General features: G+C 60.0%; 23 protein-coding genes. 15 read left to right on the top strand and 8 right to left on the bottom strand.

The features are described 5' to 3' along the window. Nucleotides 1-553, bottom strand: a 553-nt coding sequence (locus L598_RS05970) for a sigma-70 family RNA polymerase sigma factor (RefSeq protein WP_144861051.1), incomplete at its 3' end; no start/stop codon positions are given. Between the two features lie 199 nt (nucleotides 554-752). Between L598_RS05970 and L598_RS05965 the strand changes: the two genes are divergently transcribed. Further along, complete coding sequence (locus L598_RS05965; protein ID WP_144861050.1) at nucleotides 753-992, top strand: DUF2188 domain-containing protein; 240 nt, start codon at nucleotides 753-755, stop codon at nucleotides 990-992. Between the two features lie 19 nt (nucleotides 993-1,011). On the opposite strand, the gene L598_RS05960 is transcribed toward L598_RS05965, so the two are convergent. The 3 genes from L598_RS05960 to L598_RS05950 form a co-directional block, all read right to left on the bottom strand. After that, complete coding sequence (locus L598_RS05960) at nucleotides 1,012-1,422, bottom strand: DUF427 domain-containing protein (protein ID WP_246658645.1); 411 nt, start codon at nucleotides 1,420-1,422, stop codon at nucleotides 1,012-1,014. After that, a complete protein-coding gene (locus L598_RS05955; RefSeq protein ID WP_144861049.1) occupies nucleotides 1,401-1,625 on the bottom strand; it encodes a hypothetical protein in 225 nt (74 codons plus the stop codon). Before L598_RS05955 ends, L598_RS05960 begins: the two co-directional genes overlap by 22 nt. A 280-nt stretch (nucleotides 1,626-1,905) precedes the next feature. Then, nucleotides 1,906-2,262 (bottom strand): hypothetical protein, encoded by a 357-nt coding sequence (locus L598_RS05950; protein WP_144861048.1) that lies wholly within the window; start codon nucleotides 2,260-2,262, stop codon nucleotides 1,906-1,908. 269 nt (nucleotides 2,263-2,531) lie between these two features. On the opposite strand from L598_RS05950, the gene exbB reads away from it, so the two are divergent. The 3 genes from exbB to L598_RS05935 are packed head-to-tail and all read left to right on the top strand — an operon-like array spanning nucleotide 2,532 to nucleotide 4,979. Then, on the top strand, nucleotides 2,532-3,539 hold the full coding sequence (gene exbB / locus L598_RS05945; protein WP_144861057.1) for a tonB-system energizer ExbB: 1,008 nt from the start codon (nucleotides 2,532-2,534) through the stop codon (nucleotides 3,537-3,539). A gap of 4 nt (nucleotides 3,540-3,543) precedes the next feature. Then, nucleotides 3,544-3,996: a TonB system transport protein ExbD gene (gene exbD / locus L598_RS05940; protein WP_144861047.1), complete on the top strand. Its 453-nt coding sequence runs from the start codon at nucleotides 3,544-3,546 to the stop codon at nucleotides 3,994-3,996. Then, nucleotides 3,993-4,979, top strand: a complete 987-nt coding sequence (locus L598_RS05935) for an energy transducer TonB (RefSeq protein WP_144861046.1) — start codon at nucleotides 3,993-3,995, stop codon at nucleotides 4,977-4,979. Before exbD ends, L598_RS05935 begins: the two co-directional genes overlap by 4 nt. A 24-nt stretch (nucleotides 4,980-5,003) precedes the next feature. Here the strand turns inward: L598_RS05935 and purU are convergent, their stop codons facing one another. Beyond that, entirely contained in the window at nucleotides 5,004-5,855 is an 852-nt protein-coding gene (gene purU, locus L598_RS05930) for a formyltetrahydrofolate deformylase (protein WP_144861045.1), read from the bottom strand. A 181-nt stretch (nucleotides 5,856-6,036) separates the two neighbouring features. On the opposite strand from purU, the gene L598_RS05925 reads away from it, so the two are divergent. Further along, entirely contained in the window at nucleotides 6,037-6,852 is an 816-nt protein-coding gene (locus tag L598_RS05925; protein WP_144861044.1) for a Ku protein, read from the top strand. Nucleotides 6,853-6,858: 6 nt separating this feature from the next. Here the strand turns inward: L598_RS05925 and ligD are convergent, their stop codons facing one another. Next, the gene (gene ligD, locus L598_RS05920; protein ID WP_144861043.1) at nucleotides 6,859-9,342 is read right to left on the bottom strand and encodes a DNA ligase D; all 2,484 of its coding nucleotides are present in this window, start codon (nucleotides 9,340-9,342) and stop codon (nucleotides 6,859-6,861) included. Continuing rightward, entirely contained in the window at nucleotides 9,342-10,187 is an 846-nt protein-coding gene (locus L598_RS05915; protein ID WP_144861042.1) for a Ku protein, read from the bottom strand. Before L598_RS05915 ends, ligD begins: the two co-directional genes overlap by 1 nt. Nucleotides 10,188-10,381: 194 nt before the next feature. Here L598_RS05915 and L598_RS05910 point away from each other — a divergent pair, with 194 nt between their 5' ends. From L598_RS05910 to mnhG, 8 genes are all read left to right on the top strand, one after another. After that, nucleotides 10,382-11,566 (top strand): AI-2E family transporter, encoded by a 1,185-nt coding sequence (locus L598_RS05910; protein WP_144861041.1) that lies wholly within the window; start codon nucleotides 10,382-10,384, stop codon nucleotides 11,564-11,566. A 109-nt stretch (nucleotides 11,567-11,675) separates the two neighbouring features. Further along, nucleotides 11,676-12,068 carry a hypothetical protein gene (locus L598_RS05905; protein ID WP_144861040.1) on the top strand — a complete coding sequence of 131 codons (393 nt, stop codon included), beginning with the start codon at nucleotides 11,676-11,678 and terminating at the stop codon, nucleotides 12,066-12,068. Nucleotides 12,069-12,245: 177 nt separating this feature from the next. Then, nucleotides 12,246-15,161 carry a monovalent cation/H+ antiporter subunit A gene (locus L598_RS05900; protein WP_144861039.1) on the top strand — a complete coding sequence of 972 codons (2,916 nt, stop codon included), beginning with the start codon at nucleotides 12,246-12,248 and terminating at the stop codon, nucleotides 15,159-15,161. Further along, nucleotides 15,161-15,499, top strand: coding sequence for a Na+/H+ antiporter subunit C (locus L598_RS05895; protein ID WP_144861038.1), 339 nt, complete (start codon nucleotides 15,161-15,163; stop codon nucleotides 15,497-15,499). Before L598_RS05900 ends, L598_RS05895 begins: the two co-directional genes overlap by 1 nt. Before the next feature lies 1 nt (nucleotide 15,500). Then, on the top strand, nucleotides 15,501-17,132 hold the full coding sequence (locus L598_RS05890) for a monovalent cation/H+ antiporter subunit D (RefSeq protein WP_144861037.1): 1,632 nt from the start codon (nucleotides 15,501-15,503) through the stop codon (nucleotides 17,130-17,132). Next, nucleotides 17,129-17,614 (top strand): Na+/H+ antiporter subunit E, encoded by a 486-nt coding sequence (locus tag L598_RS05885; RefSeq protein ID WP_144861036.1) that lies wholly within the window; start codon nucleotides 17,129-17,131, stop codon nucleotides 17,612-17,614. The genes L598_RS05890 and L598_RS05885 overlap by 4 nt, the downstream gene beginning before the upstream one ends. Then, nucleotides 17,611-17,892: a K+/H+ antiporter subunit F gene (locus L598_RS05880; protein ID WP_144861035.1), complete on the top strand. Its 282-nt coding sequence runs from the start codon at nucleotides 17,611-17,613 to the stop codon at nucleotides 17,890-17,892. Before L598_RS05885 ends, L598_RS05880 begins: the two co-directional genes overlap by 4 nt. Continuing rightward, nucleotides 17,889-18,266 carry a monovalent cation/H(+) antiporter subunit G gene (gene mnhG / locus L598_RS05875; protein ID WP_144861034.1) on the top strand — a complete coding sequence of 126 codons (378 nt, stop codon included), beginning with the start codon at nucleotides 17,889-17,891 and terminating at the stop codon, nucleotides 18,264-18,266. The genes L598_RS05880 and mnhG overlap by 4 nt, the downstream gene beginning before the upstream one ends. Before the next feature lie 6 nt (nucleotides 18,267-18,272). Here the strand turns inward: mnhG and L598_RS05870 are convergent, their stop codons facing one another. After that, entirely contained in the window at nucleotides 18,273-19,205 is a 933-nt protein-coding gene (locus L598_RS05870) for a YbhN family protein (protein WP_144861033.1), read from the bottom strand. Nucleotides 19,206-19,971: 766 nt separating this feature from the next. Between L598_RS05870 and nspC the strand changes: the two genes are divergently transcribed. Beyond that, nucleotides 19,972-21,069, top strand: a complete 1,098-nt coding sequence (nspC, locus tag L598_RS05865; RefSeq protein WP_144861032.1) for a carboxynorspermidine decarboxylase — start codon at nucleotides 19,972-19,974, stop codon at nucleotides 21,067-21,069. 52 nt (nucleotides 21,070-21,121) lie between these two features. Further along, nucleotides 21,122-22,363 carry a saccharopine dehydrogenase family protein gene (locus L598_RS05860; protein WP_144861031.1) on the top strand — a complete coding sequence of 414 codons (1,242 nt, stop codon included), beginning with the start codon at nucleotides 21,122-21,124 and terminating at the stop codon, nucleotides 22,361-22,363. Nucleotides 22,364-22,403: the final 40 nt, after the last annotated feature.

Here is a 22,403-nt window from a genome sequence, read left to right as displayed (position 1 = left end):
AATCGAGTATTGAGGGGCCTGAGCGTTCGAGGGAGGATCGCGGGGATGTCTCCTTCATCTCTGCAAGCAGGCGCAGGCGTGCGCGGTTGAGGCGGCTCTTGATGGTCCCCATGGCMCAGCCGCAGATCTCGCTTGCCTCCTCATAGGAGACCCCCAGCACACCGATCAGCATCACCACCTCGCGCTGCTCGTCCGGCAGCCGGTGCAATGCGGCCGCGATCTCGTGCCCGCGCACGAACCATTCCTGCGTGGCGTCCTGCGCCGGCTGACCGGAAACACAGGCCGCCTTGCCCGGCGCCTCCCGGTTGGCGATCTTGATGCGCGTGTAGAAGGTGTTGCGCATGATGGTGAACAGCCATGACTTCATGCTCGTCCCCATCTGGAACTGATGCGTGTTGGCGAGCGCCTTCATCAGCGTCTCCTGCACCAGATCGTCGGCATCGTCGGCATTGCGGTAGAAGGTGCGGGCGAAGGCGCGCAGGGCGGGGATCAGCGCCAYGATCTCCCCTTTGGCTGGACTGGACTGATCCTCATGCCGGGCCGGTGGGGCCATGGTTGCGACTTCCCTTCACATCTCAAAGCAGGCAAGCCCCACGCGCTCCTCCCAAAGGTAATGTCAAACAAGCCACCAGGTTCCTCAACATGACAAATTAAACAGCCAATTTAGGCCCCCCGTCTGACAGATCGCGGAACTTGTCGTCTGGCCGCTGGTTCCCCCGTAAAGACTTTGGTCGCATGCAGGGAGAGCAACGATGACACGCGTGACATATGAAGTTGTCGAACATGACGGTGGCTGGGCATACAAGGTCGGAGACGTCTTTTCCGAGACCTTCTTTTCCCATCAGGAAGCCCGGCAGGCGGCCGATCGTGCCGCTGCCGAGCATGAGCAGCGCGGCACGGCCCAGCCGATCGAATATCAGGACGCGGAAGGCAAATGGCACGAGGAGATAAGCTCCGGCGACGACCGGCCGGAAACCGACGTGCAGGACTGACCGTTCGAGCACCGGCTGACTACGGCCGGTGTTCTTCCTCCTTCGGATCGTCTGCCGGCGCGGCCTCGATACTCACTTTTTCAGGGTCGAAAGCGCCATGAGCGAGGAGGGCGCGCATATTCTCCGGCGGTGCCTCGTAAGCCCACATTATGTCTTTTGCGGCTTCGCCCTTTGCCGTTACGTTCCAGTAAGTGGCAGTGTCGCCCGTGGCGCTTTCCGTAGTGGTTGTCGAACGTGTCAGAAAATCAAAATAGATGTCAGAGAACGGAATATAGAAAGCCGGTGCGCGACCTTCCTCACGAAGTATGAGTGCATCCCTCGTCGAGGCTATCATCGCGTCGGCGAACATGACATTGACCACGCCGCGATACGGCTCGATTTCGATATGTTCTGCTAAATGTTGAGGCATCACCAATTTACCTTTCGGCACCAAACCGCCGGGAGCACTTCATGTTCCAGCACATAGCTGGTCATGCGCCGTGGGGGCTGGTCATTCTCGTCCGGATTGGGTCTCGGATCTTCGTCGGGAAGTCGCTCCGGCTCGGGTTCCTCGATCGGGGGAGGGTTCGGCGTCAGAGGCGGAACCGGAGGCGGCGGCACGGGTTCGGGCTGGCGCGGATCTGGCGTGACCATGAGGAATTGTTCCTTTCACGTGCGGTTCCTGGAGAACCGTGGATATGCATTTCGAGTTCCCGCAAATTGAACGGCCTCGCTGGTGGCCGGGGAGCGATTGCCGCCGGCTTTCCAATCCGGAGTGGAAAGAAACATGTCCAATAGAGGGATCATTGCGGCCGTCATTGTTGTGGCCTTGCTGCTCATCCTGTTCTTTTCCATCAGACCCACTGGGCAGACGCCTTTGGAAGGCGATGCGGAGACGCCGCAGCATTCTTTGGATCAGTAGTTCACCGGACCATCACCGCAGGATATGGAATTCCGGACCGGAATCCCGGTTCTCGAAATCGACTGAACAACCCTTGTTGAGCGCTTCCTCGGCTATGATGGCAGCCAGTTCCTGATCGCTTACGGAGAGATTCGGGATCGCGGCGCGCGTCGCCCTTATAACCAAGGCGATGGACACAGGCTGTTTTTTGCTGTGGCGTTTGAGATAGGCTTCGAGCGCCTTCTTCATAGCGGGCGGGAAACGCTCGTCCCAAACGCATTTGCGCACGGCTGTCAGATAAGCCTCCCTTTGCGGTCCAAGCGCACCGAAAACCGCACCAGCGGAACCTTTGCCAAGCCCCAACGCCGGTTCGCCACGTGGCCTTGTCATCGCATGGTTCCTCCCTGTTGCTGCGCGCGCTCCTTAAACAGGCGCCGTTCCCTTTTGTTCCTCATGTAAAGAGAGGGCGGCTCATCGGGGGCCGATCCGTGCCGCAACCATGCTGAAGATGTTGTTCTCCTGACCGTCAAAAGCATCGATCGCAGGCATTATGCCTGTGTGCGATTGTCCGGGTAAAAAAGTCTCGGTGAACATGGACGCGACACAATTATGAGTGTAATGGTCCAGAATTCGAGATCGCGAATAGGGATAAAATCGTGCTGAGAGCGACCCATATCGCCGCCGCACTGGCAACATCATTGCTGCTGTTTACACCGGCAATCGGCAACGCGCAGGATGCGCCTGCGCCGGAAGCCCCGGTCGTACAGACCCAGCCGGCCCCGGCTCCCTCGCAGCAAACGGCCCCGTCGGAGGCCGCGCCTGTGCAATCCGGATCCGAGAGCTCGCCGGCGCTTCCCGGGGAGCCCTCTGCAACGGGTGAAGAAGTTCAGACCGGTGACAGCCCGGCTCCGGTTCCGGAAACTCCGGCCCAGCCCCAGTTGCAGAACGCTCAAGAAGAAACCTTGCCGCACGACCTTTCCCCTTGGGGCATGTTCATGCAGGCGGATTGGGTCGTGAAGGCCGTCATGATCGGCCTCGCCTTCGCTTCGCTCGTAACCTGGACGGTGTGGCTGGCAAAATCGCTGGAACTCGCCGCCGCAAAGGCCAGGACACGCCGCGCTCTGAAGGTAATCGTCGAGGCGGCGAATCTGAGTGAAGCCAGCCGCGAGGTGGGCAAGAGGCGGGACGCTGCATCGCTGCTTGTGCGGGCTGCCGAAGAAGAGGTGCAGGCTTCCTCCGGCATGCTCGATCATGCAGGTGCTGCCGGCCTGAAGGAGCGCGTGACCTCCCGTCTTTCGCGCATAGAGGCACAGGCGGGCCGCCGCATGACGCGGGGAACGGGTGTGCTTGCGACGATCGGTTCGACGGCACCCTTCGTGGGTCTCTTCGGAACCGTATGGGGCATCATGAATTCCTTCATCGGAATCAGCCAATCCCAGACGACCAATCTAGCCGTCGTGGCACCAGGCATCGCGGAAGCCTTGCTTGCCACGGCACTGGGCCTGGTCGCGGCCATTCCGGCCGTTGTCATATACAACGTCTTCGCGCGCGCCATTACCGGCTATCGTCAGCTCCTTGCGGATGCGTCGGCCGGTGTCGAGCGGCTGATCAGCCGCGATCTCGACCGCCGCAAGGTTCCCGCCGCGCTGCGCCAGGCTGCGGAGTAGGACGATGGCAGGCAGTCTCAGGGCAAGCACGGAAAACGACGATCTCGAAGACAACCACGAGATCAATGTCACGCCTTTCATCGATGTGATGCTGGTTCTCCTGATCATCTTCATGGTGGCCGCGCCGCTGGCGACGGTCGATGTCAATGTTGATCTGCCCGGCTCCACCGCCGCCCAGGCGCCGCGCCCGGACAAGCCGCTGTTCCTCACCCTGAAGCAGGATCTCAGTCTGGCGATCGGCAACGACACGATCCAGCGTGCGACCTTCGGCCAGATGCTTGATCAACGGACGGGCGGTGACAAGGAAACGCGCATTTTCCTGCGCGCCGACAAGGCTGTCGATTACGGCGAGCTGATGAACGTGATGAACCTGCTGCGTGATAGCGGCTATCTCAAGATCGCGCTTGTCGGGCTCGAAGCCTTGCCGCCTGCGGAGGCTGCGACGACTGCGCAATGACGGCGCGAACCGACCTCGCATACGGCTTTTCGCCGGGTTTTTCGCCGCGCGAAATCGTCCACTGGACGATGGCGGCGCTTGTTGTGCTGGCCGCGCACGGGATCATCATCTATGCGTTCCAGAACCTGCGCACGGAGCCCGTCGCGGAAGGCGTGGATTCTGCAATGATGATCGAACTGGCGCCCTTGGCGGTATCCACGCCGGAAGCCGTCGAGCAGGAGATGTTGTCGGAAGAAGCTCCTTCGGAGACGCTGACGCCGGTCGAGCCGACCGAAACAGTCGCCGAGACGCTCGATCCGGTCGAGCCCGTGCAGCCCGAAGAGTCCATAACGCCTGTCCCGAACGAGAAGCCGGAGCCCGTGGAGACGGAGCAGGCGGAGGCCGTCGCCCCCGAGGAGGTGACGCCGGAAGAGATTACGCCCGATGCGGTCGAGCCGGAGGAGGTCACGCCTGACGTGGTCGAGCCGGAAGAGGAAGCGCCCGAAATGGCCAATGTCGTTCTGCCGCAGACGGATATTCCGCTCCCCACTCCGCGGCCGGAACGGCCCCGTCCTGTGAAGGAACAGCCGCGTCAGGAACGGCCGCGGCGGGCAGAAGCTCCCGTGAAGCGTACTCGGGAACCAGCCAGAACCGAGACCAGAAGATCAGCGGCCCCGCCGCCCTCGACGGCCAGCCGGGCTTCCGCGCCCCGGGTCAGCCCCGCCAGGTGGCAATCGAAAGTGGTCGCCTGGCTGAACCGTCACAAGCGCTATCCCCGATCGGCCCGTTCGCGCGGCGAAGAGGGTACGGTACAGGTGCGCTTCACGATCAATGCTTCCGGCACGGTCACCAGCGTGCGAATTACCCGTTCGTCCGGCAACGCCGCTCTCGATGAGGCTGCGGTCGACATGGTGCGCCGCGCATCGCCTGTGCCTGCACCGCCGCCACAGATAGCGCAGAGCAGCATGAGCCTGTCTGTCCCAGTAAGCTTCAACCTGCGATAGAGGGCGGCTTTCTATGCGGAGCCATCAGGCAAAGACCACCGTCTTGTGCCCGTTCAGCATCACGCGCGCTTCCAGATGGTTCTTGACTGCCTTGGCCAAGACTCGGCTCTCCACGTCCCGTCCGGTCGCAACCAGGTCATCCGCGCTCATCGCATGGGTAACACGCTCGGTGTCCTGCTCGATGATCGGCCCCTCATCGAGTTCGGGCGTCACGTAATGCGCCGTGGCGCCGATCAGCTTCACCCCACGCTCATAGGCCTGATGATAAGGCTTCGCACCCTTGAAAGAAGGCAGAAACGAGTGGTGGATGTTGATCGCCTTGCCAAAGAGGCGCTTTGACAGATCGTCCGAGAATACCTGCATGTAGCGTGCGAGGATGACGAGATCGGTGCCCGTCTCGGCGACTAGGGAAAGCAGTTTCTTTTCCTGCTCGGCCTTGTTGTTCTTGTCGACCGGCCAATAGTGATAGGGAATGCCTTCGATTTCCGCTGTGCGTCTGCTGTCCTCGTGGTTGGACACGATGGCTGCGACTTCGGCGTTCAGCCATCCGACCCTGATCTGGTAGAGAAGGTGCAGCATTGCATGGTCGAATTTCGAGACCATGATGATGATCTTTGGCTTGCGCGCGGAATCGATCATGGCGGTCTTCATGGAGAAGCGTTCGACGGCTGGCTTGATTGCGCGCTCAATATCCTCGCGCGACACAGTTTCAGGAACGGTGAAGGCTATGCGCATGAAGAAGCGGTTGGTCTGCCGATCCCAGAACTGGTTGGATTCGGCTATGTTTGCGCCGATGCCCGCAAGCTCGGTGGTGACAGCGGCGACGATCCCGGGCCGGTCTTCACAGGTGAGCGTGAGGATCAGATTTGATGCCATTGGTGGCTCCTTCTTGCACTGAGCCGGCATGTTGCTCTTTAGGAGCAAACCTGCAAGCCTTCGGGTGGCGGCATTTTTACTCACCACTCGGCACATTGTTCCAGCCCTGAGCCTGGCGGATTTGTGCCAACGGGAACCCGATCCGGCTGACAAGCGTTCTCTGACAGGCCGGGAGTTCGAAATGGCGCCGCGACCTTATTGGAAAGGCTATCTCAAGCTTTCACTCGTCACCTGCCCGGTTTCGCTGACGCCGGCGCGGTCGGAGCACGAGAAGATACGATTTCATACCATCAACAGCCAGACCGGCCATCGTGTTCGCAGCCGTTACGTGGATGCCGAAACGGGCAAGCCCGTCGACGAGGAGGACGAGGTCAAGGGCTATGAGGTCGAGGAAGGCCGGCACATCGTAGTCGAGGACGACGAGCTTGAAGCCGTCGGCCTCGAGAGCACACGCACAATCGATATAGGCACATTCGTGCCGGCCGATTCCATCGAATGGATCTGGTATGACAGTCCTTACTACCTCATGCCGGACGATGAGGTCGGCCAGGAAGCGTTTGCGGTCATCCGCGAAGCCATGGCGAAGACAAAGATGGTCGGCATATCACGGCTGGTGCTGGCCCGGCGCGAGCGGGCCGTCATGCTGCAGCCGCGCGGCAAGGGTATCGTGCTGTGGACCTTGCGCTATGGCGACGAGGTTCGCGATCTCGATGAGGTGTTCTCCGATATCGAGGAGAAGAAGACGGATCCCAAGCTAATGTCGCTTGTCGGAACCCTGATCGAGGATCTTACAAAACCTTGGGATACTTCCATGATTGGCGATCCTGTGCAGGATCGGCTGAAGGAGATCATCGAGGCAAAGAAAAAGAAGAAGGGCAAAAGGCCGGCGAAGACGGGGAGGAAGGAAAAAGAGCCGGAAGCTCCAAGCAATGTCGTCAGCATCATGGATGCACTGAAAAAGTCGATCTCGGAGGAAAAGAAGAAGAAGCGGAAATGAGGCGATTCAGGCGGCCCGCTTCAAGCCTTGGCCCAGAGGCGCGGCCGCTTTCCGGAAATCGGCCCAGGGATCGGTTGTGAGCGCTCCCAGCCGCGGCAACGCGTTTTCTACCGTGAAATAGCCGGGACCGATAGCGGGACTGAGTTCGCCCCACTCAAGCGGCATTGAGACCGCGGCTCCCGGCCTCGCCCGTGTCGAATATGGTGCGACTGCGGTGGCACCACGCCCGTTGCGCAGATAATCGACCAAGATCTTGTTCTTGCGCTTGGATTTTGTGACCGTCGCCACATAGCTTTCCGGGCTATCGGCGGCCATGGCTTCGGCAATGCTCTTGGCAAAGGCCTTGACCTCGGCCCATTCGGCCCGAGGCTTCAGCGGCGCCACTACATGCAGTCCTTTCCCGCCGGAGGTCTTGACGAAACTCTCCAGCTTCGCATCGCGGAGGCGCTGGCGGACCTCTCTTGCCGCTTCGATCACGGTTTCCCACGCAACATCCGGGCCGGGATCAAGGTCCATGACGATCATGTCCGGCTTTTCGATATTGTCGAGGCTGGAGCCCCATGGATGGATTTCCAGGACACCGCCTTGCACGAGGCCGAGCAGGCCAGGCAGCCCGTCGATCGCGATGATGGGCTCCTCGTCATCCTGTGGATCGAAAGCCTTGAGGATCTCCTTCGACTGTCCCCTCCATGCATGCTTCTGGAAGAAGCACTGAGCGCCGACACCGTTGGGACAGCGCAAGAGCGCCAGTGGCCGGTTGACCACGAAAGGCCCCATCCTGGACCACACCTCGGAATAGTAGTCGACAAGACCCTGCTTCGTGATGCCTGCATCCTTCCAGTAGAGCCGGTCCGGATGGGTGAGCTTGATCGAAGGGGCCTCTTTTCCGGTTCCCTCCTTGGCGGTTGCTTCTCGAACAATCTCCTCGGGACGCTTGTCCTCGCGCAGTCCGCGGAAAGATGCGTGTCTGACGATGCCATCGGTCGTCCATGCGCGAAACTCAACCTCCGCCACGAATTGTGGTTCGACATAGCGAGCCTGATAGGCATCCTGGGCCGAGATCCTTGTTGCGAAGGGACTCTTGGGAATGCGCGTCTTCTGGAGTTTCTTGAAGAGATCCGCCGCCATCCTGTGATTGAAACCGGTGCCGACTCGGCCGGCATAGATGAGATCCTTCTTGTCATAATAGCCGAGCACCAGGGAGCCGATGGCTTTCGCCGAGGTGGTCGATGGGACATAACCTGCAATGACGAATTCCTGCCGCCTGGAGCATTTGGACTTGATCCAGTCCTTGCCGCGACCCGAGCGATAGGGGGCATCGCGATCCTTGGATACGACGCCTTCGAGGCTCAGCCGGCAGGCATGGCGGAGAACGAGTTCGCCGTCCTCCTCGAAATGGTCGCTGAAGCGCAGGACCGGCGGGGAACCCTGAAGGAGTGTCTTCAAGGCAGCCTTGCGGCCGATCAGCGGCGCCGCACGCAGATCATTGCCATCGGCGTAGAGGAGATCGAAGGCATAGAAGATCATCCGGTCGGTTCTGCCGTCGGAAAGATCCGCCTGCAGCGCAGAAAAATCCGACGCGCCGCCCGCGCCTTCCACGATCACCTCGCCGTCGACAATGGCCTCCTTCACCGGAAGACCGGCGAGCGCCCTGACGATCGTCGGGCCGAATTTGGAAGTCCAGTCGAGGCCGCTCCTCGTCAGGAGATGGACCTTGCCAGCGCGCAGATGAGCCTGCAGCCGATAGCCGTCGAATTTTATCTCGTGCAGCCACTTCGCGCCGGAAGGGGCTTTGGATTTGAGCGAGGCCAGTGCCGGTTCAATAAAGCCGGGATAGCCGGCCTTCTTCGCCTTTTTAGGCAATGACAGCCGAGGCGCTTCAATTGTCTCTATCTTTCCGGTTTTCGAAGACCAGCCGGGTTCCTCGCCTTCAATGTCCTTGATGAGGCGGCCGGTCTTTACCGATTCCGGCCTTTCTTTCAGTATGTCCTGATCCGCCGGTTCACGAGCGAATTCGTCGTCTCCCTTGATCAGCAGCCAGTTCTCCTTCTTGTCGCGGGGCTTTCTTGCCATGCGCACCAGATGCCAGCGGCCCTTGAGCTTTTCGCCATGGATCTCGAAATCGAGATGGCCTTTGGCATAACCCTTCTTGGCGTCGCCCAGCGGCGACCAACGTCCGCGATCCCAGACGATGACCGTGCCGCCGCCATACTCGCCCTTGGGTATGGTCCCTTCGAAATCGCCATATTCCAGCGGATGGTCCTCGACATGGACGGCGAGCCGCTTCTCGCCGGGTACGAGGCTCGGTCCCTTCGTTATCGCCCAACTCTTCAGCGAGCCGTCCATTTCGAGGCGCAGGTCGTAGTGAAGCCGTGTTGCGGCGTGTTTCTGGATCACGTAGCTGTCGCCGCCGGTCGATTTGACCGGTCCGCCCCGCGGCTCCGGGGTGGACTTGAAATTGCGCTTCCTGCGGTAGGTCGAGAGTGCCATCAGCCGGCCTTGCGCCGTTCCGGCTCGGTCTTTTTACGTTTCTGTGGCCGCTTTTTCTCGGCGGGTTTCCCGGTAGCTTTGGCGCTCTTCCTGAGTGCGTCCATCAGGCTGACCACCTTGGCTTCCTTGACAGGCTTGGGTGCCTTGATTTTGCGGCCCTCCATCTTGGCCTTGACGAGTTCGGCAAGCGCTTCGTCATATCGATCGTCGAAATCGCGCGGATCGAACTTGCCGCTCATTGTCTTGATGATGTGCCTGGCGAGATCGAGCATCTCCCCTTCTATCTTGATCTCGGGGAGGTCATCGAAAACCTCGTCGGCCTGTCGTATTTCGTAGTCGAAGTTGAGCGTATTGGCGACCAGGCCGGATTCCTGCGGACGCAGCAGCAAGGTTCTTACTCGTCTGAAGAGCACGGCCCGTCCAAGGGCGGCCACATTCTTCCGCCGCATTCCCTCGCGCAGCACAGAAAAGGAATCCTCAGCCACCGTCCCGGAGGGAGCAAGAAGATAAGGACGGTCGAAATAGACCGTATCCACGTTCGAACATTTGATGAAAGCCTCGATCCGGATCGTCTTGTCGCTTTCCGGAACGGCTTCGGCGATTTCGTCCGGATCGAGGACCACATATTGGTTGTCGCCGGTCTCGTATCCCTTTACCTGGTGGTCGCGTTCAACCGGCTCCTCGGTCTCCTCGTCGATATATTCGCGATGGACCCGATTGCCGGTCTTGCGGTTTATGACATGGAAGGAGACGCGTTCCGCCGTCGTCGCGCCTGCATATAGCGCGATCGGAAAAGACAGTTCGGCTATTTTCACGTAACCTTTCCACGTCGCCCGAGGCGCCATGACTTACGCTCCACTGAATTCAGCACCAACGCGGACAGTCATGAGTTGTTCCGCCTGGAAGCCTCCGCGGTTAGGCCTTCGCGTCACGCTGGGTGCGAAATAAAGCCTCTATGCTTGTCCACACGCACGTGTCATGACCTCGGTGGTTTTGTATGCTTGCCTAGAGACCTTGGAAGGTTCAGAGATCAGGCACCATGTCCGTTCACCACAATGACACCGTCGAACGACGTCAGGAACCGCGCTGGCTGGGGACATCCGTGCCTTCCCGGATAGCCCTGGTTCCGCCGCTTTCTGTGGCCCGCTGGCTTTTGGTGTTCATCATCCTCGCCGGCATCTATTTCTTCAGCGGCTTTGTCGTACCTGTCCTGGCCGCACTGGTGATCGCATTCGCAAGCTGGCCGCTCTACAGCGATCTGCTCCGGCGCGTCGGCGGCAACAGGACCGTCGCGGCTACGATCGCCATACTCTTCATTCTGGCCTTTCTGGTCGTACCGGTTGCCATTGCCGTGAGTTATACGATCGGCGAGATCGGGCAGTGGTTTAACTGGGCGGTGGAGACCAACCGCGTAGGAGCGCCGACCCCGGACTGGATCGCCGCTCTGCCCGGCATTGGACAGTGGTTGGTTACGCAATGGGACCGCTATATCGGTCATCCGGGCGCTATCGGCGAATTGGTGCAGATCGTCAGCGGGGCGAATATCGGCAGCATCTATCGCGCCGTGCTGGCGGCGGGAACAGGATTGTTCCATCTGTTTCTGACCCTGCTTTTCATGATGATCGTGCTCTTCTTCATCTATCGCGACGGAGAGAATTTCGTAGCCCAGATAGATAGGCTGGGCGAGCGTATCCTGCCCATGCGCTGGGAGCGGATTTCGCGCATCGTGCCGGCGACGATCAGTTCCACGGTCATGGGCATGACGCTCATTGCCATAGGCGAAGGCGTCGTGCTCGGCATCGCCTACTGGATTGCGGGCGTGCCGTCACCGGTGACTCTCGGGGTACTGACGGGCATCATGGCACTCGTTCCAGGCGGAGCCCCGCTCTCCTTTACGCTGGTCTCGATTTATCTCGTGGCAAGCGGCTCGCCGGTTGCGGGCATTGGTCTCTTGATCTGGGGTTCGACCGAACTCTTCATCGTCGACAAGACATTGCGTCCCAAACTGGTCGGCGGCCCGATCAAGCTGCCTTTCCTGCCTACCTTTTTCGGCCTCGTAGGCGGCGTCAAGACCATGGGGTTCCTCGGTCTGTTCATTGGCCCGGTCCTGATGGCGCTGCTGGTGGCGATCTGGCGCGAATGGCTGCATGAAACAGAGGAGCCGGAGCGGATTGCGCCGGATGTGAGACCGGCCACCAAGGTGATTGACGATCCCCTTCCTTAAATGCCGCGCAGATGCGGTGAATTGCTGGACATTCCATTATGCGTTCGCCTATTCTGGCGAAATCAACAAACATTTCGGCTGATTTGCCACCAAAGGTTCGGGAGGCGGCTTGATCGGAGCGGAAGCACCCCGCCCTATATGTTTGCGCTGGACAGGATGGCTCTCCATCCTGCTGGCCTTTGTTCTCGTTATTTCCGGCGCGGGGTCCTCTTTCGCGCGTTCGCTCTTGCCGATTGCAGCGGCTACCGATGCGGTGCAGGCGCGGGACAAGTCTCAGAAGCTGCGCTATCCGCGTAGCCACCATGAATTCCGGCATCGCGAGCCAGCCGACATCAAGGGCGCGCCAAGCGTGGATCCGGATGTTCCCGGCGGCCAGATCCCGATCGATACGAAGCTGATTTTCCCGGCACGGGGATGGCTGTTCCTTTTGCAGCGAACAGTGTTGGGGACCATAGCCGATTTCGGTGCCTCAGCCAGGGGACCTCCCGCCCTTCGTCTTTAGGCAAGCGGCGCGCCTGACGACTTGCGGCCATTCGGTCGCTGCGCCGCGCAACCTGCTGCACCAGACCGGGTCCGATGTGGCCTGCGACGATCAGCGGGACCGATCGGACCGCCAAACTCGGATATTGCTTGTCCTGCAAAGACCGGCAGAGACGAGGAACCAGACGTTTCCTGACGAATGACCAATGAGAATTTTCTTTTACTGCTGATTTTGCTTCCTTTTTTTGGAAGCATCATGGCTGCGATGCTGCCGCCGAGCGCGCGCAACACGGAAGCTTGGCTGTCAGGTGCGGTATCAGTCCTTGCCTTCGCAATAGCGGTTTATCTTTACCCGTCGGTGGCGGATGGCGCTGTCGTGCGTCGCGAGATCGAATGGGTACCGGAGCTGGGACTGAATGCCACGCTGCGCATGGACGGTTTTGCCTGGCTGTTCTCCATGCTGATTACAGGCATCGGCTTCCTCGTTGTGCTTTATGCGCGCTATTACATGTCGCCCAAGGATCCGGTGCCGCGCTTTTTTTCCTTCCTGCTCGCCTTCATGGGCGCGATGCAGGGCATGGTGATCTGCGGCAATCTGATCCTGCTGGCGATCTTCTGGGAATTGACCAGCATCTTCTCCTTCCTGCTCATTGGTTACTGGCATCACAACGCCGCTGCCCGCGACGGGGCCCGCATGGCCTTGACGATAACCGGGGTAGGCGGGCTTTGCCTGCTCGTCGGCCTTATCATCATCGGCCATATCGTCGGGAGTTATGACCTCGATGCGGTGCTGGCGTCCGGTGATCTGATCCGCTCGCATGATCTCTATGCTCCGGCGCTTTTGCTTATTCTCATGGGGGCATTGACGAAAAGCGCGCAATTCCCCTTCCACTTCTGGCTGCCCAACGCCATGGCTGCGCCGACGCCCGTCTCGGCCTATCTGCATTCGGCGACAATGGTGAAGGCCGGCGTTTTTCTTCTGGCGAGGCTCTGGCCGGTGCTGTCGGGAACCGACGAGTGGTTCTTTATCGTAGGCACGGCCGGCATAAGCACCCTGGTCCTCGGCGCCTATTTCGCAATCTTCCAGCAGGATCTGAAAGGTCTCCTTGCCTATTCGACGATCAGCCACCTTGGGCTGATCACGACGCTGCTCAGTCTCGGCAGTCCGCTGGGAGCTGTTGCCGCGATCTTCCATATGGTGAACCACGCCACCTTCAAGGCTTCGCTCTTCATGGCGGCTGGCATCATTGACCATGAAGCAGGCACGCGTGACATGCGCAAACTGAGCGGACTGTTCAGCTTCATGCCATTCACAGCCACGCTGGCAATGGTTGCAAGCGCGGCGATGGCCGGGGTGCCTCTTCTGAACGGATTCCTGTCCAAGGAAATGTTCTTCGCCGAAACGATCGAACAGCACCGCGCATCCCTGCTGGACACGCTGACGCCATACCTTGCAACGCTCGCGGGAGCCTTCGCCGTCACCTATTCCGTCCGCTTCATTCATACTGTCTTTTTCGGGCCGAAGCCGATGGATCTGCCGCGCCAGCCGCACGAGCCTCCGCACTGGATGCGCCGGCCGGTCGAATTGCTCGTTCTGGCCTGTCTTGTCATAGGCGTCGTTCCCGGCATCACGATCGGCCCCTATTTGCACACGGCGGTCGTGTCTGTGCTCGGTGAGCGCACGCCCTACTACAGTCTCGCAGTATGGCATGGCTTCAATACGCCGCTCCTTATGAGCATGATTGCCCTCGTCGGTGGGCTGGTCCTGTATTTTTTCCTCAAGAACTATCTGGCGCGATCCGAAGAGGATCCTCCCGGCTTGCGTGGCCTCAGGGGACAACGCATCTTCGAGCGCATACTGGTCACCGTTTCCTGGCGCTGGGCGCGTTCTATTGAATCCTTTCTCGGCACACGCCGGCTTCAGCCGCAGCTCCGCATCCTGGTCGTGCTCGCCTTCGCCGCCGGTTTCTGGCCGCTCTTTAACGGTGGCTTCGATCTGGACTTGCCCTCGCTCGAGAGGATCGAGCCGGTATTCGTGCTGATCTGGCTGGTCGGCATGGTCTGCGCCGTCGGTGCTGCTTACCAGGCGAAATATCACCGTCTGGCCGCCCTCATCCTGATGGGGGGCGCTGGACTGGTCACCTGCATCACCTTCCTCTGGTTCTCCGCGCCCGATCTCGCCCTTACACAACTCCTCGTCGAGGTCGTCACCACCGTCCTGATCCTGCTCGGACTGCGCTGGCTGCCGAAGCGCCAGGAGAAAGTCGACATCGCCATAACTCCGGCGGCACGGTTGCGCCGCAACCGGGATTTCTTTATCGCGATAGCCTGTGGGGCGGGAGTTTCCGCTGTCGCCTATAAGATGATGACCTTGCCGGTGCCTGTAAGTATCGGCGATTTCTTCCTGCGGCACGCCTATTCCGAAGGCGGCGGCACCAATGTCGTGAATGTCATCCTGGTCGATTTCCGTGGATTCGATACCATGGGCGAGATCACCGTGCTCGGTGTTGTCGCGCTGACGGTCTTCGCCCTTCTGCGCCGCTTCCGGCCCGCCCCTGACAGCGTTGAAGTGCCGGAGCAGCAACGCCTGCAGAACGAGTATGACGACGCCACCGCGGAGCGTGAGATTGGCGAGACCCTGCGCGACTATCTGATGGTTCCCTCGGTTCTGATGCAGTGGATGTTCCCGGTGATCATCACGCTCGCCGCCTATCTTTTCCTGCGCGGGCATGACCTGCCCGGCGGCGGCTTTGCGGCCGGCGTCGCCATGGCCATAGGCTTTCTGTTGCAATATCTGGCCGGCGGGACTCGCTGGGTCGAGGACCGCTTGCGTATCCTGCCGGTGCGCTGGATCGGCTTCGGGCTCCTGTTGGCGGCTTTCACGGGAATGGGATCCTGGCTTTTCGGCTTTCCGTTCCTCACCTCATACTTCCAGTATCTGGAGATACCGGTGATCGGGAAGGTGCCGGCGGCAACTGCCCTTCTGTTCGACCTTGGCGTCTTCTCGCTGGTGGTCGGCGCAACGGTCCTCATGCTGATCGCAATAGCCCATCAGTCGATCCGTAGTCATCGTGTGCGTGCTGTCGAAGCTGCCAAGGCCGAGGAGGATGCCTGATGGAACTGGTTTTGTCCCTCGCCATAGGTGTTCTGGTCAGCTCCGGCGTCTGGCTGCTGGTTCGGCCGCGAACCTATCAGGTCATTATCGGGCTGGCGCTTCTCTCCTATGCCGTCAACCTGTTCATCTTCAGCATGGGGCGTCTCAGGACCAACATGCCGCCCATCGTGGAGCCTGGAGTCGAAATCGATCCGGCCGCCTTCGCCGATCCGGTGCCGCAGGCATTGGTGCTCACCGCGATCGTGATCGGGTTTGCAACGACCGCGCTCTTTCTGGTCATCTTGCTCGCTTCCCGCGGTCTGACCGGGACCGATCACGTCGACGGAAGGGAGCCCTGACATGCAAATGGGTCCCGAGCACCTTGTCATTGCGCCGATAGTCATTCCGCTGGTAGCCGGCGCGCTGCTGCTCTTTTTTGATGACCGGGAGCGGCGGCTGAAGGCGTCCATCTCCGCCTTGTCCGCCGCCGCATTGCTTGCGGTGTCGATCGCTCTGTTGCGCATTTCCCATTATGGTGACGGACGGGTGGCCGTCTATCTCCTGGGAAATTGGCCGCCTCCCATAGCGATCAATCTGGTGGTGGACCGTCTTTCGGCGATAATGCTCGTGCTAACCGCCGTCTTGGCCATCCCGGCCCTGCTCTTTTCGATCGCCCGCTGGCACGGAGCCGGTCCGCATTTCCACACGCTGTTCCTGTTCCTGCTGATGGGACTGAACGGAGCTTTCCTGACCGGCGATCTCTTCAACCTCTTCGTCTTCTTCGAGGTCATGCTGGCCGCGTCATACGGGTTGATGCTGCACGGGTCTGGGCCGTTCCGCGTGAGGGCGGGACTTCACTACATAGCGATCAACCTCGCCGCCTCGCTTCTGTTTCTTATCGGCGTTGCCCTGATCTATGGCGTAACCGGCACGCTCAACATGGCCGATCTCGCCATCCGTATCCCGCAGGTGGGCGAGGACAGCCGCATGATGCTGGAAGCGGGGGCCGGGATCCTCGGTGTCGCCTTCCTCGTCAAGGCAGGCCTATGGCCGCTCAGCTTCTGGCTGCCAACCACCTACACAGCAGCGGCTGCGCCGGTGGCGGCGATCTTCGCCATAATGAGCAAGGTCGGGGTCTATATTCTCCTTCGTCTGTCGTTGCTCTTCTTCGGTGCCTCGGCAGGCGCTTCGGCAGGTTTCGGCTCGGAAGTCCTTCTCTATGGCGGAATGGCGACGCTCGCTTTCGGTGCCATCGGCGTGCTTGCTTCACAATCCCTGGGACGGCTTGCGGGCTTTTCAGTGCTGGTTTCCTCGGGAACGCTGCTTGCCAGCATCGGTCTCGTCCAGGGCGACATCACCGCCGGCGCACTTTTCTATCTTGTCAGCTCGACACTGACGATCAGCGCCTTCTTCATGCTGATCGAACTGGTGGAAAGAGGGCAGGATGCTGCAGCCAATGTTCTGGCCGTCACAATGGAAGCTTATGGCGAAGGCGAGGAGGAAGAGGAGGAAGAGGAGGAAGTCGGCATCGCGATTCCGGCAACTCTTGCCGTGCTGGGGGTCAGCTTCGCCGTTTGCGGCATCCTTTTGGCCGGCCTGCCGCCTTTCTCCGGTTTCATAGCCAAGTTCGCGATCCTGACCGCGATGCTCAACCCCGGAGGATTGGGCGAGCAAGGTGTCATCACACCCGCCTCCTGGTGGCTTGTGGCGCTTCTCATTTTCTCGGGTCTGTCGGCACTGATCGCCATGAGCCGAGCCGGTATCCGCGCCTTCTGGGCCCCGGTCGATGGTTCGGTGCCGCGCGTCCTTCTCATCGAGATCGTGCCGGTGGCGGCATTGTTGCTGTTGACGCTCGCATTGACGGTGCAGGCGGGTCCGGTCATGCGCTTCATGGAGGCGACGGCGGGCAGCCTCTATGCCCCGCAACCTTATATCGACGGCGTTATGGAGGCCCCGCGTGCGGTGCCCCGCCAGAAAGGGGGCGAGGAGTGAGCAGGGTGCTTCCTTATCCGCTGTTGACCGCCGCCCTGGCCATCATGTGGATGCTTCTGACCAGCTTTTCCCCTGGCCAGCTTCTGCTGGGAACCGCCGTGGCGATGGTGGCCGGTCAAGGCATGGCAGCCCTCCATCCGGCCAAGCCGAGGCTGAGGCGGTGGGATTTGATTCCCAAGCTTACCGCCATTGTCCTTTACGACATCGTCCGCTCCAATATCGCGGTCGCAGGCATCATCCTGCAGGGGCGGCGGCGCCAGCGGACCTCCGGCCTGCTGACGATCCCCCTCGAACTCCATCACCCCATGGGTCTCGCCGTTCTGGCCGTGATCGTGACGAGCACGCCCGGCACGGCCTGGATCGACTATAACTCGGCTCGCGGAACCTTGCTTTTGCACGTCTTCGATCTGGTGGATGAAAAGGAGTGGCTGGACCTGATCAAGAACCGTTACGAACAGCTCTTGCTGGAGATCTTCGAATGAGTGCTGTCATCTTGGCATTGGCGGTCACCGTTGCCCAGCTTGCGCTCGCCGCCGCCATGGCTCTGGCGCTCTGGCGCATGGTGCGCGGCCCGCGAGCGCAGGACCGGGTCCTTGGTCTGGATGCGCTCTATGTGAGCTCCATGCTTCAGCTTCTCGTCTTCGGCATCCGTACCGGTAACACGGTCTATTTCGAATCATCCCTTGTCATCGGGGTGCTCGGCTTCGTGGCGACGGTCGCCCTCGCCAAGTTCCTCATGCGTGGGGAGGTCATCGAATGAGCCATGCATCCGAACTCCCCATATGGGCCGCCCTGCTGATATCGGTTTTCCTCCTTCTGGGGGCCGGGCTGACATTGGTGGGAACGCTGGGTCTGGTCCGCCTGCAGACATTCTATGACCGTATCCATGCGCCCACTCTGGGGTCGAGTTGGGGGACAGGCGGTATCGTGATGGCGTCGATGATCTTCTTCACCATGCTCCAGTCTCGTCCGGTGATCCATGAAATCCTGATCGGCATCTTCGTCACGGTCACAACGCCGGTGACGTTGATGCTGCTTGCCCGCGCGGCACTTCATCGCGACCGCCTGGAAGGCAGAGATGTCCCTATGGCGAGCCCTGCAGACGGCGAAACCGACGAACCCGCTGCCGATTGAAGCCTGCTATTCCTTCTGGCTGATGAGTTGCATCCTCTCGAAACCGAGGATGACGAAAAGCGCCAGAACAAAGGGAATGAACAGGTAAAGCAGCCTGAAGACGAGGAGAGCCGCCATCACATCAGCCGGATTCATGTCCGGAAGCCCGCTGATGAAGACGAGCTCGAGCACGCCGATGCCGCTCGGAGCATGGGAAAGCAAGGCGGCGGAGAACGAGATCAGGAATATGCCGAGGACGATGACGAAGCCGGGGTTTCCCTCTTCGGGCAGTGCGAAATAGATGATCGCCGCCGCCGCCAGCAGTTCCATGGGGCCGATGATCAACTGCCGCCCCACGATTGGCAAAGCCGGATATTGGATCTCGAACGTCCCGATCCGGAAAGGCTTGAGATGCAGCGCGCTGCCAAGCACGTAGAGCAGCACGAAACCGAGAAGCAGCAGCCCCGTCACGGCGGATGCCTCAATCGGCAGGATGTCCAGAAAGCGCTCCCCTATCTCCGGCTTTATCAGGAGCACTAGGCCGGTAAGCAGGATCGTGCCAAGAGCAAAGGTGAAGGAGCAGAAGGCGACCAGAACGCCGACTTCCGTGGCTGTCAGGCCTTTCGAACTATATGCCCGGTAACGGACCACTGAGCCCGAAAACACCGATGCGCCGATGTTATGGGACAGTGCATAGGTGGTGAAAGAACTGACGGTGATGAAGAGCCAGCCGACGCGCTTTTTCAGGTGGAGGAGGGCCAGATGATCGTAGCCGGCCAGTGCCGCATAGGCGACCAATGTCGCCATAATCGAGAACAGCCAATCACGCCCGGTTATAGCCACCAGGCTCTCCCACAACTCGTCGAGCGACAGCCCGCGGAGCTCGTGGTAGAGCAGCCATACGGAGAAGCCGACGGCGCCAAGGCCTATCACTGGCCAGATGTATTTCTTCAGCTTCATACGGTCTTTCTTACAGGCGGATATGCCCGAACCTAGGCACATCCGGAACTAATGAAAGAACATGAGAGAGAAATCTGGCTGGTCACGCCAGAAATCGTCATTGAAAGAAATGCCCATTCCCGTCGATGCAGATCATGCCGGCGGGGCGCGGGCTCCAAGCATGTATCTGGCAACGTTGGCGACTTGGTCATCATCCGCTTCTGGCCAGGCAGGGGCATGGTCTGCTGCCTCAAAGGTATAAAGGACGCAGATAGCCGGATCGCCTCTGTCGGCACCGGCCTGCCAATCATGCTTGCCTGGCCTGCCGGAGATGACGATCGGTGCGACGCGTGCTTTTGCGACAGTTGCAAATTTGCCGGACGGATGGTCCCTGGCCAGCCCTTCATCTGCAGAAGTCGAGGCTGCGGCAACGATGGCGACTGCGGCATTCAGAGGCGCCGGCAAAATCGACAGGCAGACAAGGCAAAGAAGCGCCAGCCGAAGGAAGTTCGCTGGATAAGCGTTCGATCGCCTTGGTCTGCGAAGCATCAAGACCCCTCCGCCGCTTCTTAAAGGCTGCTTACAATTCTCCTTAACTGCTTTGAACGCAACTGCAAACGCTGCAATTGTGCTCGGCCTCTCTATGGCCTCCGAATAGACCTCGCTGCCTGTTCCAATGTCACACTATCGCGCGATGTGGTTCTGCAAATATCGGTTCGGCTGTTCCATGGCGGACGATTTCCCGTTAGGACCAGCCCGATGACTTGCCAGTTCCAGATACCGAGACATGATCCAGACGCCCTACTATCTGATCGACAAGCAGAAGCTCCTGCAAAATATGGAGAAGATTGCCCAGGTGCGCGAGGAATCCGGCGCCAAGGCGCTGCTGGCCCTCAAATGCTTCGCGACCTGGTCGGTCTTCGATTTTATGCGCGGCTATATGGACGGCACTACCTCTTCCTCGCTTTATGAGGTGAGGCTCGGTCGGGAAAAGTTCGGTGGCGAGACGCATGCTTATAGCGTCGCCTATGCCGATCACGAGATCGAGGAGGTGATCACCTGCGCCGACAAGATCATCTTCAACTCCATCGGTCAGCTCGAGCGCTTTGCCGATCAGGCTGCCGGCATTACCCGAGGCCTGCGCCTCAACCCGCAGGTGAGTTCATCATCCTTCGACCTCGCTGACCCGGCGCGTCCTTTCAGCCGGCTCGGGGAATGGGATGTAACGAGGATCGAGAGCGTCATGGACCGCATCAGCGGTTTCATGATCCACAACAATTGCGAGAATGCGGATTTCGATCTCTTCGACCGGATGCTGTCCGAGGTCGAGAACAGGTTCGGCGCGCTGCTTTCGCGGGTCGAATGGGTGAGCCTCGGAGGCGGCATCCATTTTACCGGCGAAGGCTATCCGATCGACCGGTTTTGCAAGCGCCTGAAGGAATTCTCCGGCCGCTTCGGCGTGCAGGTCTATCTCGAACCGGGGGAGGCGGCCGTCACCAAGAGCACGACCCTGGAGGTCACTGTTCTCGATACGCTGTTCAACGGCAAGAACCTCGCCATCGTCGACAGCTCCATCGAGGCACACATGCTCGATCTGCTCATATATCGCGAGAGCGCCAGGATGGAGGTCAACGAGGGGCCGCACAGCTACATGGTCTGCGGCAAGTCCTGTCTGGCCGGCGATATCTTCGGCGAATTCCGCTTTCCACAGGAACTGAAAGTTGGTGACCGTATTTCGATAGCGGATGCGGCAGGCTACACGATGGTCAAGAAGAACTGGTTCAATGGCGTGAAGATGCCGGCTATAGCGATCCGCGAGCTCGACGGATCGGTCAGGATCGTCCGCGAGTTCACCTATGCGGACTATGAACAGAGCCTCTCCTGAGGCGTGAGTTTTCCCCAAGCCTTATCAAGACAGAAGGAGAACCCTCCCCGAAATGAAGAAGAACGTCCTCATTATCGGCGCCGGTGGCGTGGCAAAAGTCGTGGCGCACAAATGCGCGCAGAACAATGATGTGCTTGGCGATATCCACATAGCCTCGCGGACGGTGGAGAAATGCCGCGCGATCGTCGCATCCGTCCACGAGAAACGGGCCCTGAAGACGGATGGCAAAATCGAGGCGCATGCGCTCGACGCGATGGATGTGGAAGCCACGAAACAGCTCATCGAGCGCACGGGCGCCCGCATCGTCATCAACGTCGGCTCTGCCTTCGTGAATATGTCGGTGCTCTCGGCCTGCATCGCGACGGGTGCCGCCTATATCGATACGGCGATCCACGAGGACCCTCTCAAGATCTGCGAAACACCGCCATGGTATGCCAATTACGAATGGAAGCGCCGCGAGGAATGCGAGCAGGCCGGCGTTACCGCCATTCTCGGCGCAGGCTTCGATCCGGGCGTGGTCAATGCCTATGCCAAGCTCGCTTATGACGAGTATTTCGACCGCATCGATTCGATCGACATCATCGACGTCAATGCTGGGAACCATGGCCGCTATTTTGCGACCAATTTCGATCCGGAAATCAATTTCCGCGAATTCACGGGCCAGGTCTGGTCATGGCAGGACAGCAAATGGATCTCGAACAAGATGTTCGAGATACGCAAGGACTGGGACCTGCCGGTTGTCGGCACAAGCCAGACCTACATGACCGGCCATGACGAGATCCATTCGCTCTCGCAGATACTCGGCGTGCCCAATATCCGGTTCTGGATGGGCTTCGGCGAACGTTACATCACCGTCTTCACGGTCCTGAAGAATCTCGGCCTCCTGTCCGAACAGCCGGTCACCACGGCAGAGGGGCAGGAAGTGGTGCCGCTGAAGGTGGTCAAGGCCGTGCTTCCCGACCCCTCTTCATTGGCGCCGGACTATACGGGCAAGACCTGCATCGGCGATCTCGTGAAGGGTGAGAAGGACGGCAAGCCGCGGGAAATCTTCATTTACAATGTTGCCGACCACAAGGAAGCCTATGAGGAGGTCGGCAGCCAGGGCATCTCCTACACGGCAGGTGTACCGCCGGTCGCCGCGGCCATGCTGATCGCCGGCGGCGACTGGGACGTGAAGAAGATGGCCAATATCGAGGAGCTTCCGCCGCAGCCCTTTCTCGGGCTTCTGAATCGCATGGGCCTGCCGAGTCGCATCAGGGAAGACGAGAACGATCAGGCCCTCGAATTTGCCTGACGATGGTCGCCTGCCCCGCCCTCATGGAGTGCGGGGCAGG

Source organism: Mesorhizobium sp. J18, assembly GCF_007829525.1.
Taxonomy (GTDB): domain Bacteria; phylum Pseudomonadota; class Alphaproteobacteria; order Rhizobiales; family Rhizobiaceae; genus VLJP01.
This window is presented reverse-complemented; position numbering and strand designations above follow the sequence as displayed.